This is a genomic window from Lysinibacillus sp. fkY74-1 (genome assembly GCF_053165895.1).
Genome location: NZ_CP170173.1, coordinates 110,616 through 125,171, shown reverse-complemented (window position 1 = coordinate 125,171; position 14,556 = coordinate 110,616). Strand labels below are relative to the sequence as shown.

Here is a 14,556-nt window from a genome sequence, read left to right as displayed (position 1 = left end):
GATATAGAAATGAGGGCTCAATGATGACAGAGTTGAATAGTTGGCATAATGTAGATAATTATTTTACCAATAAGCTACTACCAGAAAACAGCTGTCTTAATGCTGCACTACTAGCTAATAAAGCTGCCGGTATACCTGAAATTGATGTATCCCCCACTCAAGGGAGATTTTTGTATTTACTCACAAAATTGAAAGGAGCCGTTAATGTATTAGAGATTGGCACACTTGGTGGCTATAGCAGTATCTGCTTAGCACAAGCTCTCTCAAAAGAAGGGAAAGTGGTGACTTTAGAAATAAATGAAGACTATGCCTCTGTTGCTCGGCAAAATATTCGACATGCAGGCTTAGAGGAAAAGGTTGAAATTATCGTTGGTCATGCATTGGATACGTTGCCAGATTTGAAAAAAAGAGGGCAATTTTTTGATGTCATTTTTATTGATGCAGATAAGCCCAATAATCCTGAGTATTTGAAGTGGGCATTAAAGCTAGCGAATTCAGGTGCTATTATTATTGCAGACAATGTAGTGCGGAATGGAGCTGTCACAGATATAAATAGTGAGGATGAACGTGTTAGAGGCGTACAGCAATTTATAGATCTGCTAAAATTGGAGCCCCGTATTGAAGCAACAGCTATACAAACGGTTGGCGTCAAGGGCTATGATGGCTTTGTCCTAGCCATAGTCGACTGATATAAGCAAAATCCGCGTAGCTTGAAAAACAGTTACGCGGATTAATTAAAAAAGATGTCTTTTAAGCTCCCCATCTAAGCTTGTAAGACATCTTTTTCCTATAAATTACTTACTTTTATAAGTAGACCCCTTTAATACAATAGTGCTCATCTCTTTAGTAACGGGGGAACAGACCCCGTCACATTTTATTAATAGGAAAGCTGAATGTGCTTTAGTAGATTTACATTTACGCTAATTTTTCATAGCCTGGAAGTGTCAAGAATTCCGCGAATTCATCTTGCGCAATTAAAGATTTAAACAGTTCAGCAGCTTCGTCAAAGCGACCGCAGTTATAGGCTTGTTCCCCAACAGCCTCTTTAATTTTCGTAAGCTCTTCTTCCAGAATTTCAAGGACAAACGCTAAAGTAATACCGCGTCCATCATCTAAAATACCTTTTGGATGTCGAATCCATTGCCACACTTGTGTACGAGAAATTTCTGCTGTTGCAGCATCCTCCATTAAATTGTTAATGGGTGCAGCACCATTACCACGAAGCCATGAAGCAATATATTGTACACCAACACTACAGTTAACACGAAGCCCTTCAAGGGTAATCGTGCCCTCTGGTACAGCTACTAAATCTTCCGCAGTAACGTGTACATCCTCTCGCTTTTTATGAATTTGGTTAGGTGTCGGCATAATGGCATCAAATTGCTCCATTGCTGTTGCCACCATACCTGGATGTGCTACCCAAGTACCATCATGACCTTCTGTTGCTTCACGTCTCTTATCTTCAGCAACCTTTGCAAATGCCAATGCATTCGCCTCATCATCATTTTTAACCGGAATTTGTGCAGCCATTCCACCCATTGCTGGTGCATTACGCTTATGACAAGTTTGAATACATAAAGATGTATAAGCCTTCATGAATGGAACGGTCATTGTAACTTGACCTCGGTCTGGTAAAATGACATCAGCTTGATTACGAAGGCGTTTAATGTAACTGAAAATATAGTCCCAACGTCCACAATTCAGGCCAGCCGAATGTTCACGTAGCTCATATAAAATCTCATCCATTTCAAATGCCGCTAATATAGTTTCGATTAATACAGTTGCTTTTATAGTACCTTGTGGAATGCCAATATAATCTTGCGCAAATACAAAGACATCGTTCCATAATCGAGCTTCTAAATGGCTTTCAAGCTTCGGTAGATAGAAATAAGGTCCTGTTCCTTTTGCCAGTGCATTTTTAGCATTATGGAATAGATACAAACCAAAGTCGAAGAAACTTCCGGAAATCGGTTCACCTTGAACAAGTACGTGCTTTTCAAGCAGATGTAAGCCTCGAGGACGAACTAGTAACACGGCTGTTTCAGCATTTAGCTTATACGTTTTACCATTGGATGCTTGTGTAAATTCAATCGTCTTATTAATAGCATCACGCATATTAATTTGACCACCAATCATATTTTCCCATGTTGGAGAAGAAGCATCCTCAAAGCAAGCCATAAACATCTTTGCTCCAGAGTTTAAAGCATTAATAACCATTTTACGGTCAACCGGCCCTGTAATTTCAACACGCCGATCCTGCAAATCTTGTGGAAGAGGTGCAATTGACCAATCTCCTTCACGAATATGCTTTGTTTCAGGTAAGAAATCTAGTTTCTCTCCCGCATCTAGACGCTTTTGGCGTTTCTGCCGAGCATTCAATAACTCTTTACGGCGAGCATCAAATTTCTCGTGCAGGGCAAGAACAAACTCAAGAGCTTCAGGTGTTAAAATTTCATTTGTTTGCTCATTTTGTTCTCCAACAATTTTAAGCTTACCTGTCGTTGCTTGTTTCATTAGTTGTTTACCCACCTTTGCGATTTTAGTTTTGTCTTCCTCCGCTTTAGGAGGAGCGGAGGAGACGACTCTATGATTATGAATTTAGGAAGACACGCATTTTTTATACGAACTGTTCAGTTTCTGTCGATCCAGCCATTGCCGTTGTTGAAGATGTACCACCTGAAATAACTTGAGAAATTTCATCAAAGTATCCAGTACCTACCTCGCGTTGATGGCGTGTCGCTGTATAGCCTTTAGATTCGGAAGCAAACTCAGCTTGCTGTAGCTTAGAATATGCAGCCATACCATTATCTTTATAATCATGTGCCAACTCAAACATAGAGTGGTTTAATGCATGGAATCCTGCTAAAGTAACAAACTGGAATTTATAACCTAGCTTACCAAGCTCACGCTGATACTCTGCAATTTCCTCTTCTGAAAGATTTGCTTTCCAGTTAAATGAAGGTGAGCAGTTGTATGCAAGCATTTTACCTGGGAATTCCGCATGAATAGCTTCTGCAAATTCACGAGCTTCCTCAAGTGATGGTTTAGAAGTTTCACACCAAATTAAATCAGCGTATGGTGCGTAAGCTAAGCCACGAGCAATTGCTTGTTTGATGCCTGCCTTTGTACGGAAAAAACCTTCAGGAGTACGTTCACCAGTAATAAACTCTGCATCACGTGGGTCGATATCTGAAGTAACCATATCTGCAGCATCAGCATCTGTACGAGCGATTAGAATTGTATCAACACCCATAACGTCAGCTGCTAATCTCGCAGCTACTAAATTACGTACAGCGTTTTGTGTTGGAAGTAAAACTTTACCGCCTAGATGACCACATTTCTTCTCTGAAGCTAACTGATCTTCAAGGTGAACACCAGCTGCCCCTGCTTCCACCATGCCTTTAACAAGCTCAAATACATTAAGAGGTCCTCCGAAACCTGCCTCTGCATCTGCTACAATTGGAGCAAACCAGTCAAATTGATCGACACGTCCTTCAGCATGATCAATTTGATCTGCTCGTTGAAGTGCTTGATTTATTCGTTTAACTACTGCTGGTACAGAATTGGCTGGGTATAGTGATTGATCTGGATACATTTGACCCGAAAGGTTTGCATCCGCAGCTACTTGCCAGCCCGATAGATAGATAGCTTTGAGTCCAGCTTTAACTTGCTGTACTGCCTGATTACCTGTTAATGCACCCAGTGCATTAATAAACGGTTCCTCATGTAATGAATTCCATAGTCGAGTGGCACCTTTTCTTGCCAAAGTTTGTTCAATTACTACAGTACCTTGTAGTTTAACAACCTCTTCAGCCGAATATGTGCGTTCAATACCAGCCCAGCGAGGGTTTTCAGCCCATTGTTTTTCTAAAGCTTGGATTCTTTCTTGACGAGTTGACATATTGAAATTCCACCTTCCCCTTTGTGTACAATATACTCTGTTAAAAAACTTTTAAATAACTGTTCCATAACAGGTTTATTTGTTGTAAATTAATATATAACAGAGTATTTGAATTTTCATTATTTTTTGATAAAAGACCAAATTTCCATGATAAAGCTATTCTTTTCCGCGACGAAATTTGGATGATTATTTACAAACAAGGGGGAAATTCACAATGAGCAATGAGTTAAATTCTTGCACAAAAGATATTTTAGAACAATATATTACAATGTTAAGAGACTGGATTCCTACTGATTCATCCGTTGCAATTGCTGTCGATAATTCTTATATCTTTATTCATCCTAGGCATCATAGTGTCCATTTAGAGGTGGGTCAACAAGTGTTACCTGGAAGTATTGCTGATCAAGTCTTGCGCACACAGAAAAAAACAGAAACAATTTTAGATAATTTGTCATGCGATACACCCTTTTACGGTATCGGCTATCCGATACTCATTCAGGATGAACCAGCTGCTCTAGTAGTCATACTGCCATCTACTTTCACTACTAAAAAGACAGAAGCATTTGAGTTTATAACAGGAAAACAAGATGAAGAATGGAATCCTGTAGCCATTAATAAAGTATCTCATATTGAAAGTCTTCAAAAAAAGACATGGTTTTATGTAGAGCGTGAACAATTTAAAACAAACATCACCCTTAAAGAACTTCAAATAAGATTGCCATCATACTTTATTCGTATTCATAGATCCTATATCGTAAATATTTATTTTATAAAAAAAATGGCGCGTGATTTGACATCAAACTTTATTATTACATTAATGGATGGTAGTGAGTTACCAGTGAGTCAATCGTATATTAATAACCTGAGAAGTGCGCTTGAGTTTTAAATATATTAGCTGTCTTACTCAAGAGACAGCTTTAATTTTTTTGTTGAAAACGAAAAAAGACCAGAGAAAAGATTCTCTGGTCTTTCTAGTGCCTAGCGACGTCCTACTCTCACAGGGGGAAGCCCCCAACTACCATCGGCGCTAAAGAGCTTAACTTCCGTGTTCGGTATGGGAACGGGTGTGACCTCTTTGCCATCATCACTAGACTATGTTCGGCTTTCAATATACATCGCATTTCTTCGTCAGCTTCTGTCGTTCAGTCAGTCACGTACTTGAGTACGCTCCTTCCCTCTCTCCATTGCTTCCTCGAACTACTCGTATCTTGAAACCCTTTATAAAAGAAATTATTCTTTCAAAACTGGATAAACGGTTCATTGAATGCTTCAAACTTTTTGGTTAAGTCCTCGATCGATTAGTATTCGTCAGCTCCATGTGTCACCACACTTCCACCTCGAACCTATCTACCTCATCGTCTTTGAGGGATCTTACTTACTTGCGTAATGGGAAATCTCATCTTGAGGGGGGCTTCATGCTTAGATGCTTTCAGCACTTATCCCGTCCACACATAGCTACCCAGCGATGCCTTTGGCAAGACAACTGGTACACCAGCGGTGTGTCCATCCCGGTCCTCTCGTACTAAGGACAGCTCCTCTCAAATTTCCTACGCCCACGGCAGATAGGGACCGAACTGTCTCACGACGTTCTAAACCCAGCTCGCGTACCACTTTAAATGGCGAACAGCCATACCCTTGGGACCTACTTCAGCCCCAGGATGTGATGAGCCGACATCGAGGTGCCAAACCTCCCCGTCGATGTGGACTCTTGGGGGAGATAAGCCTGTTATCCCCGGGGTAGCTTTTATCCGTTGAGCGATGGCCCTTCCATGCAGAACCACCGGATCACTAAGCCCGTCTTTCGACCCTGCTCGACTTGTAGGTCTCGCAGTCAAGCTCCCTTGTGCCTTTACACTCTACGAATGATTTCCAACCATTCTGAGGGAACCTTTGGGCGCCTCCGTTACTCTTTGGGAGGAGACCGCCCCAGTCAAACTACCCACCAGACACTGTCTCCTGCCCCGCTAAGGGGCATGGGTTAGAATTTCAATACAACCAGGGTAGTATCCCACCGACGCCTCCTTCGAAGCTGGCGCTCCGAGATCTCTGGCTCCTACCTATCCTGTACAAGTTGTACCAAAATTCAATATCAAGCTATAGTAAAGGTTCACGGGGTCTTTCCGTCTTGCCGCGGGTACACTGCATCTTCACAGCGAGTTCAATTTCACTGAGTCTCGGGTGGAGACAGCCTGGCCATCATTACGCCATTCGTGCAGGTCGGAACTTACCCGACAAGGAATTTCGCTACCTTAGGACCGTTATAGTTACGGCCGCCGTTTACCGGGGCTTCGATCAAGAGCTTCGCGTTGCCGCTAACCCCATCAATTAACCTTCCGGCACCGGGCAGGCGTCAGCCCCTATACGTCACCTTACGGTTTTGCAGAGACCTGTGTTTTTGCTAAACAGTCGCCTGGGCCTATTCACTGCGGCTCTCATGCGCTTGCACGCTCAAGAGCACCCCTTCTCCCGAAGTTACGGCACCATTTTGCCTAGTTCCTTCACCCGAGTTCTCTCGCACACCTTAGGATTCTCTCCTCGACTACCTGTGTCGGTTTGCGGTACGGGCACCTCTCACCTCGATAGAGGCTTTTCTTGGCAGTGTGAAATCAGGAACTTCGTCCATACGGACTCGCCATCACAGCTCAACGTTACAGTGTGCGGATTTGCCTACACACACGCCTTACTGCTTGGACGCGCATAACCAACAGCGCGCTTACCCTATCCTACTGCGTCCCCCCATTTCTCAAACGGTGAGGAGGTGGTACAGGAATATTAACCTGTTTCCCATCGACTACGCCTTTCGGCCTCGCCTTAGGTCCCGACTAACCCTGAGCGGACGAGCCTTCCTCAGGAAACCTTAGTCATACGGTGGACAGGATTCTCACCCGTCTTTCGCTACTCATACCGGCATTCTCACTTCTAAGCGCTCCACCAGTCCTTCCGGTCTGACTTCAACGCACTTAGAACGCTCTCCTACCACTGACATCGTAGATGTCAATCCACAGCTTCGGTGCATGGTTTAGCCCCGTTACATCTTCCGCGCAGGCCGACTCGACCAGTGAGCTATTACGCTTTCTTTAAATGATGGCTGCTTCTAAGCCAACATCCTGGCTGTCTGTGCCTTCCCACATCGTTTCCCACTTAACCATGACTTTGGGACCTTAGCTGGCGGTCTGGGTTGTTTCCCTCTTGACGACGGATCTTATCACTCGCAGTCTGACTCCCGTGTATAAATATCTGGCATTCGGAGTTTGTCTGAATTCGGTAAGCCGGGATGGCCCCCTAGCCGAAACAGTGCTCTACCTCCAGTATTCTCATCACGAGGCTAGCCCTAAAGCTATTTCGGGGAGAACCAGCTATCTCCAAGTTCGATTGGAATTTCTCCGCTACCCACACCTCATCCCCGCACTTTTCAACGTGCGTGGGTTCGGGCCTCCAGTAAGTGTTACCTTACCTTCACCCTGGACATGGGTAGATCACCTGGTTTCGGGTCTACGACCACGTACTATTTCGCCCTATTCAGACTCGCTTTCGCTGCGGCTCCGCCTTCTAAAGCTTAACCTCGCACGTAATCGTAACTCGCCGGTTCATTCTACAAAAGGCACGCTATCACCCATTAACGGGCTCTAACTACTTGTAGGCACACGGTTTCAGGATCTCTTTCACTCCCCTTCCGGGGTGCTTTTCACCTTTCCCTCACGGTACTGGTTCACTATCGGTCACTAGGTAGTATTTAGCCTTGGGAGATGGTCCTCCCGGATTCCGACGGAATTTCACGTGTTCCGCCGTACTCAGGATCCACTCAGGAGAGAACGAACTTTCGACTACAGGGCTTTTACCTGCTCTGGCGGACCTTTCCAAGTCGCTTCATCTAACTCGTTCTTTTGTAACTCCGTATTGAGTGTCCTACAACCCCAAGAGGCAAGCCTCTTGGTTTGGGCTCTTCCCGTTTCGCTCGCCGCTACTCAGGGAATCGATTTTTCTTTCTCTTCCTCCAGGTACTTAGATGTTTCAGTTCCCTGGGTCTGCCTTCAAGACGCTATGTATTCACGTCAAGATACTACGCGATTAAACGTAGTGGGTTCCCCCATTCGGAAATCTCCGGATCAAAGCTCACTTACAGCTCCCCGAAGCATATCGGTGTTAGTGCCGTCCTTCTTCGGCTCCTAGTGCCAAGGCATTCGCCGTGCGCCCTTAATAACTTAACCTATCAGCTTTCCATACACTTCACATTTCGTTGTCAGCCTCACTCGTTCAATCAGTCACGTACTGAAGTACGCTCCTTCATTTACTCGATTGCTTCCTAGAACTGCTCGTGTCTGAAAACCTTATCATGTTATTAAGCCTATAAAAAACTTAAAAAAATAAATGTGTTTGTTACAATTTCAATGTCGTTTTATCCAGTTTTCAAAGAACAAGTTTGGTGGAGCCTAGCGGGATCGAACCGCTGACCTCCTGCGTGCAAGGCAGGCGCTCTCCCAGCTGAGCTAAGGCCCCAAGAGGTATATATGGTGGGCCTAAATGGACTCGAACCATCGACCTCACGCTTATCAGGCGTGCGCTCTAACCAGCTGAGCTATAGGCCCTCTTGGAAGTTTTATATGATTAATAAACCTTCAAAACTGAACGCAAAACGTAATCTTACAAACCCAAGGTTTGTATTCCGAAAATATCCTTAGAAAGGAGGTGATCCAGCCGCACCTTCCGATACGGCTACCTTGTTACGACTTCACCCCAATCATCTATCCCACCTTCGGCGGCTGGCTCCAAAAGGTTACCTCACCGACTTCGGGTGTTACAAACTCTCGTGGTGTGACGGGCGGTGTGTACAAGGCCCGGGAACGTATTCACCGCGGCATGCTGATCCGCGATTACTAGCGATTCCGGCTTCATGTAGGCGAGTTGCAGCCTACAATCCGAACTGAGAACGACTTTATCGGATTAGCTCCCTCTCGCGAGTTGGCAACCGTTTGTATCGTCCATTGTAGCACGTGTGTAGCCCAGGTCATAAGGGGCATGATGATTTGACGTCATCCCCACCTTCCTCCGGTTTGTCACCGGCAGTCACCTTAGAGTGCCCAACTAAATGATGGCAACTAAGATCAAGGGTTGCGCTCGTTGCGGGACTTAACCCAACATCTCACGACACGAGCTGACGACAACCATGCACCACCTGTCACCGTTGCCCCCGAAGGGGAAACCATATCTCTACAGTGGTCAACGGGATGTCAAGACCTGGTAAGGTTCTTCGCGTTGCTTCGAATTAAACCACATGCTCCACCGCTTGTGCGGGCCCCCGTCAATTCCTTTGAGTTTCAGTCTTGCGACCGTACTCCCCAGGCGGAGTGCTTAATGCGTTAGCTGCAGCACTAAGGGGCGGAAACCCCCTAACACTTAGCACTCATCGTTTACGGCGTGGACTACCAGGGTATCTAATCCTGTTTGCTCCCCACGCTTTCGCGCCTCAGTGTCAGTTACAGACCAGATAGTCGCCTTCGCCACTGGTGTTCCTCCAAATCTCTACGCATTTCACCGCTACACTTGGAATTCCACTATCCTCTTCTGCACTCAAGTCTCCCAGTTTCCAATGACCCTCCACGGTTGAGCCGTGGGCTTTCACATCAGACTTAAGAAACCACCTGCGCGCGCTTTACGCCCAATAATTCCGGACAACGCTTGCCACCTACGTATTACCGCGGCTGCTGGCACGTAGTTAGCCGTGGCTTTCTAATAAGGTACCGTCAAGGTACAGCCAGTTACTACTGTACTTGTTCTTCCCTTACAACAGAGTTTTACGAACCGAAATCCTTCTTCACTCACGCGGCGTTGCTCCATCAGGCTTTCGCCCATTGTGGAAGATTCCCTACTGCTGCCTCCCGTAGGAGTCTGGGCCGTGTCTCAGTCCCAGTGTGGCCGATCACCCTCTCAGGTCGGCTACGCATCGTCGCCTTGGTGAGCCGTTACCTCACCAACTAGCTAATGCGCCGCGGGCCCATCCTATAGCGACAGCCGAAACCGTCTTTCAATATTTCACCATGAGGTGAAACAGATTATTCGGTATTAGCCCCGGTTTCCCGGAGTTATCCCAAACTATAAGGTAGGTTGCCCACGTGTTACTCACCCGTCCGCCGCTAACGTCAAAGGAGCAAGCTCCTTCTCTGTTCGCTCGACTTGCATGTATTAGGCACGCCGCCAGCGTTCGTCCTGAGCCAGGATCAAACTCTCCATAAAAGAAATTTGATTAGCTCAAATTGTTTTGCTGGCATCAATTTTGATGTCCAAAATTTTTTTTCGTTCACTAGCTAGGCTAGCTACTTAAAACTTTATTGATTACGTTTTGCTTGTTCAGTTTTCAAGGTTCATTTAGTTAAATAAGTTGAATGGTGGAGCCTAGCGGGATCGAACCGCTGACCTCCTGCGTGCAAGGCAGGCGCTCTCCCAGCTGAGCTAAGGCCCCATATTTTTTGGAAATGGTCGGGAAGACAGGATTCGAACCTGCGACCCCTTGGTCCCAAACCAAGTGCTCTACCAAGCTGAGCTACTTCCCGTTCGTTTTATGGCGCGCCCGACAGGAGTCGAACCCATAACCTTCTGATCCGTAGTCAGACGCTCTATCCAATTGAGCTACGGGCGCATAAAATGGTGCCGAGGACCGGAATCGAACCGGTACGGTAGTCACCTACCGCAGGATTTTAAGTCCTGTGCGTCTGCCAGTTCCGCCACCCCGGCACATTTGGAGCGGAAGACGAGGTTCGAACTCGCGACCCCCACCTTGGCAAGGTGGTGTTCTACCACTGAACTACTTCCGCATGTGCATAAGTTTTTTTATCTGGCATATTTTAAAAATGGTGCGGGTGAAGGGAGTCGAACCCCCACGCCTTGCGGCGCTAGATCCTAAGTCTAGTGCGTCTGCCAATTCCGCCACACCCGCTTAATATGGTTGGTACTTATAAATGGTGAGCCATGAAGGACTCGAACCTTCGACCCTCTGATTAAAAGTCAGATGCTCTACCAACTGAGCTAATGGCTCGTCTAAAATGGTGCCGGCTATAGGAATCGAACCCACGACCTACTGATTACAAGTCAGTTGCTCTACCTGCTGAGCTAAACCGGCAAATGGTGGAGGATGACGGGCTCGAACCGCCGACCCTCTGCTTGTAAGGCAGATGCTCTCCCAGCTGAGCTAATCCTCCTGGGTATTATGCCTAGCGACGTCCTACTCTCACAGGGGGAAGCCCCCAACTACCATCGGCGCTAAAGAGCTTAACTTCCGTGTTCGGTATGGGAACGGGTGTGACCTCTTTGCCATCATCACTAGACTTATTCAAAAGACAAGATTTATTATAACATATGTAGTTATAAAATGCAAGTTTTTTTAAAACTTTCTTATTCTTTCAAAACTGGATAAACGGTTCATTGAATGCTTCAAACTTTTTTGGTTAAGTCCTCGATCGATTAGTATTCGTCAGCTCCATGTGTCACCACACTTCCACCTCGAACCTATCTACCTCATCGTCTTTGAGGGATCTTACTTACTTGCGTAATGGGAAATCTCATCTTGAGGGGGGCTTCATGCTTAGATGCTTTCAGCACTTATCCCGTCCACACATAGCTACCCAGCGATGCCTTTGGCAAGACAACTGGTACACCAGCGGTGTGTCCATCCCGGTCCTCTCGTACTAAGGACAGCTCCTCTCAAATTTCCTACGCCCACGACGGATAGGGACCGAACTGTCTCACGACGTTCTGAACCCAGCTCGCGTACCGCTTTAATGGGCGAACAGCCCAACCCTTGGGACCGACTACAGCCCCAGGATGCGATGAGCCGACATCGAGGTGCCAAACCTCCCCGTCGATGTGGACTCTTGGGGGAGATAAGCCTGTTATCCCCGGGGTAGCTTTTATCCGTTGAGCGATGGCCCTTCCATGCGGAACCACCGGATCACTAAGCCCGTCTTTCGACCCTGCTCGACTTGTAGGTCTCGCAGTCAAGCTCCCTTGTGCCTTTACACTCTACGAATGATTTCCAACCATTCTGAGGGAACCTTTGGGCGCCTCCGTTACCTTTTAGGAGGCGACCGCCCCAGTCAAACTGTCCGCCTGACACTGTCTCCTGCCCCGCTAAGGGGCATGGGTTAGAATTTCAATACAACCAGGGTAGTATCCCACCGACGCCTCCTTCGAAGCTGGCGCTCCGAGATCTCTGGCTCCTACCTATCCTGTACAAGTTGTACCAAAATTCAATATCAGGCTACAGTAAAGCTCCACGGGGTCTTTCCGTCCTGTCGCGGGTAACCTGCATCTTCACAGGTACTATAATTTCACCGAGTCTCTCGTTGAGACAGTGCCCAGATCGTTACGCCTTTCGTGCGGGTCGGAACTTACCCGACAAGGAATTTCGCTACCTTAGGACCGTTATAGTTACGGCCGCCGTTTACTGGGGCTTCAATTCGCAGCTTCGCTTGCGCTAACCACTCCTCTTAACCTTCCAGCACCGGGCAGGCGTCAGCCCCTATACGTCACCTTACGGTTTTGCAGAGACCTGTGTTTTTGCTAAACAGTCGCCTGGGCCTATTCACTGCGGCTCTCATGCGCTTGCACGCTCAAGAGCACCCCTTCTCCCGAAGTTACGGGGTCATTTTGCCGAGTTCCTTAACGAGAGTTCTCTCGCACACCTTAGGATTCTCTCCTCGACTACCTGTGTCGGTTTGCGGTACGGGCACCTCTCACCTCGATAGAGGCTTTTCTTGGCAGTGTGAAATCAGGAACTTCGTCCATACGGACTCGCCATCACAGCTCAACGTTACAGTGTGCGGATTTGCCTACACACACGCCTTACTGCTTGGACGCGCATAACCAACAGCGCGCTTACCCTATCCTACTGCGTCCCCCCATTTCTCAAACGGTGAGGAGGTGGTACAGGAATATCAACCTGTTGTCCATCGCCTACGCCTATCGGCCTCGGCTTAGGTCCCGACTAACCCTGAGCGGACGAGCCTTCCTCAGGAAACCTTAGTCATACGGTGGACGGGATTCTCACCCGTCTTTCGCTACTCATACCGGCATTCTCACTTCTAAGCGCTCCACCAGTCCTTCCGGTCTGACTTCAACGCACTTAGAACGCTCTCCTACCACTGACATCGTAGATGTCAATCCACAGCTTCGGTGAATCGTTTAGCCCCGATACATTTTCGGCGCAGCGTCACTCGACCAGTGAGCTATTACGCACTCTTTAAATGATGGCTGCTTCTAAGCCAACATCCTGGTTGTCTGTGCAACGCCACATCCTTTTCCACTTAACGATTACTTTGGGACCTTAGCTGGTGGTCTGGGCTGTTTCCCTTTTGACTACGGATCTTATCACTCGCAGTCTGACTCCCGTGTATAAATATCTGGCATTCGGAGTTTGTCTGAATTCGGTAAACCGGGATGGCCCCCTAGTCCAAACAGTGCTCTACCTCCAGTATTCTCATCACGAGGCTAGCCCTAAAGCTATTTCGGAGAGAACCAGCTATCTCCAAGTTCGATTGGAATTTCTCCGCTACCCACACCTCATCCCCGCACTTTTCAACGTGCGTGGGTTCGGGCCTCCAGTAAGTGTTACCTTACCTTCACCCTGGACATGGGTAGATCACCTGGTTTCGGGTCTACGACCACGTACTATTTCGCCCTATTCAGACTCGCTTTCGCTGCGGCTCCGCCTTCTAAAGCTTAACCTCGCACGTAATCGTAACTCGCCGGTTCATTCTACAAAAGGCACGCTATCACCCATTAACGGGCTCTAACTACTTGTAGGCACACGGTTTCAGGATCTCTTTCACTCCCCTTCCGGGGTGCTTTTCACCTTTCCCTCACGGTACTGGTTCACTATCGGTCACTAGGTAGTATTTAGCCTTGGGAGATGGTCCTCCCGGATTCCGACGGAATTTCACGTGTTCCGCCGTACTCAGGATCCACTCAGGAGAGAACGAACTTTCGACTACAGGGCTTTTACCTGCTCTGGCGGACCTTTCCAAGTCGCTTCATCTAACTCGTTCTTTTGTAACTCCGTATTGAGTGTCCTACAACCCCAAGAGGCAAGCCTCTTGGTTTGGGCTCTTCCCGTTTCGCTCGCCGCTACTCAGGGAATCGATTTTTCTTTCTCTTCCTCCAGGTACTTAGATGTTTCAGTTCCCTGGGTCTGCCTTCAAGACGCTATGTATTCACGTCAAGATACTACGCGATTAAACGTAGTGGGTTCCCCCATTCGGAAATCTCCGGATCAAAGCTCACTTACAGCTCCCCGAAGCATATCGGTGTTAGTGCCGTCCTTCTTCGGCTCCTAGTGCCAAGGCATTCGCCGTGCGCCCTTAATAACTTAACCTATCAGCTTTCCATACACTTCACATTTCGTTGTCAGCCTCACTCGTTCAATCAGTCACGTACTGAAGTACGCTCCTTCATTTACTCGATTGCTTCCTAGAACTGCTCGTGTCTGAAAACCTTATCATGTTATTAAGCCTATAAAAAAACTTAAAAAATAAATGTGTTTGTTACAATTTCAATGTCGTTTTATCCAGTTTTCAAAGAACAAGTTTTGAAGTATTTCATTCAGAAAGAATGAACCTTCAAAACTGAACGCAAAACGTAATCTTACAAACCCTAGGTTTGTATTC

General features: G+C 46.8%; 4 protein-coding genes, 11 tRNA genes and 5 rRNA genes. 2 read left to right on the top strand and 18 right to left on the bottom strand.

Annotated elements, in window-relative coordinates; all coding sequences use genetic code 11:
* The first annotated feature begins 20 nt into the window (after positions 1-20).
* Positions 21-689, top strand: coding sequence for an O-methyltransferase (locus ACE1MS_RS00635; RefSeq protein WP_012292406.1), 669 nt, complete (start codon positions 21-23; stop codon positions 687-689).
* 226 nt (positions 690-915) lie between these two features.
* Here the strand turns inward: ACE1MS_RS00635 and aceB are convergent, their stop codons facing one another.
* The gene (aceB, locus tag ACE1MS_RS00630; protein ID WP_289450044.1) at positions 916-2,514 is read right to left on the bottom strand and encodes a malate synthase A; all 1,599 of its coding nucleotides are present in this window, start codon (positions 2,512-2,514) and stop codon (positions 916-918) included.
* Positions 2,515-2,617: 103 nt separating this feature from the next.
* Positions 2,618-3,901, bottom strand: coding sequence for an isocitrate lyase (gene aceA / locus ACE1MS_RS00625; RefSeq protein ID WP_036217981.1), 1,284 nt, complete (start codon positions 3,899-3,901; stop codon positions 2,618-2,620).
* A 214-nt stretch (positions 3,902-4,115) separates the two neighbouring features.
* Between aceA and ACE1MS_RS00620 the strand changes: the two genes are divergently transcribed.
* Positions 4,116-4,787 carry a LytTR family DNA-binding domain-containing protein gene (locus ACE1MS_RS00620; RefSeq protein ID WP_036160581.1) on the top strand — a complete coding sequence of 224 codons (672 nt, stop codon included), beginning with the start codon at positions 4,116-4,118 and terminating at the stop codon, positions 4,785-4,787.
* A gap of 90 nt (positions 4,788-4,877) precedes the next feature.
* Here ACE1MS_RS00620 and rrf (ACE1MS_RS00615) read toward each other — a convergent pair.
* The 16 genes from rrf (ACE1MS_RS00615) to ACE1MS_RS00540 form a co-directional block, all read right to left on the bottom strand.
* Positions 4,878-4,993, bottom strand: a 5S ribosomal RNA gene (rrf, locus tag ACE1MS_RS00615).
* A 186-nt stretch (positions 4,994-5,179) separates the two neighbouring features.
* Positions 5,180-8,109, bottom strand: a 23S ribosomal RNA gene (locus tag ACE1MS_RS00610).
* A 213-nt stretch (positions 8,110-8,322) separates the two neighbouring features.
* Positions 8,323-8,398, bottom strand: a tRNA-Ala gene (locus ACE1MS_RS00605).
* A gap of 12 nt (positions 8,399-8,410) precedes the next feature.
* Positions 8,411-8,487 (bottom strand) — tRNA-Ile (locus tag ACE1MS_RS00600).
* Between the two features lie 93 nt (positions 8,488-8,580).
* Positions 8,581-10,132 (bottom strand): 16S ribosomal RNA (locus ACE1MS_RS00595).
* Positions 10,133-10,282: 150 nt separating this feature from the next.
* Positions 10,283-10,358, bottom strand: a tRNA-Ala gene (locus ACE1MS_RS00590).
* Positions 10,359-10,372: 14 nt separating this feature from the next.
* A tRNA-Pro gene (locus ACE1MS_RS00585) sits at positions 10,373-10,449 on the bottom strand.
* A gap of 9 nt (positions 10,450-10,458) precedes the next feature.
* Positions 10,459-10,535, bottom strand: a tRNA-Arg gene (locus ACE1MS_RS00580).
* A 6-nt stretch (positions 10,536-10,541) separates the two neighbouring features.
* Positions 10,542-10,630 (bottom strand) — tRNA-Leu (locus ACE1MS_RS00575).
* Positions 10,631-10,635: 5 nt separating this feature from the next.
* Positions 10,636-10,710: transfer RNA gene (locus tag ACE1MS_RS00570), tRNA-Gly, on the bottom strand.
* Positions 10,711-10,747: 37 nt separating this feature from the next.
* Positions 10,748-10,832, bottom strand: a tRNA-Leu gene (locus ACE1MS_RS00565).
* A gap of 23 nt (positions 10,833-10,855) precedes the next feature.
* A tRNA-Lys gene (locus tag ACE1MS_RS00560) sits at positions 10,856-10,931 on the bottom strand.
* A gap of 8 nt (positions 10,932-10,939) precedes the next feature.
* Positions 10,940-11,015, bottom strand: a tRNA-Thr gene (locus ACE1MS_RS00555).
* A 3-nt stretch (positions 11,016-11,018) separates the two neighbouring features.
* Positions 11,019-11,094 (bottom strand) — tRNA-Val (locus tag ACE1MS_RS00550).
* Positions 11,095-11,104: 10 nt separating this feature from the next.
* A 5S ribosomal RNA gene (gene rrf, locus ACE1MS_RS00545) occupies positions 11,105-11,220 on the bottom strand.
* Positions 11,221-11,336: 116 nt separating this feature from the next.
* Positions 11,337-14,264, bottom strand: a 23S ribosomal RNA gene (locus ACE1MS_RS00540).
* Together the 16S, 23S and 5S rRNA genes with 11 tRNA genes alongside form the textbook arrangement of a ribosomal RNA operon.
* Between the last annotated feature and the right edge of the window lie 292 nt (positions 14,265-14,556).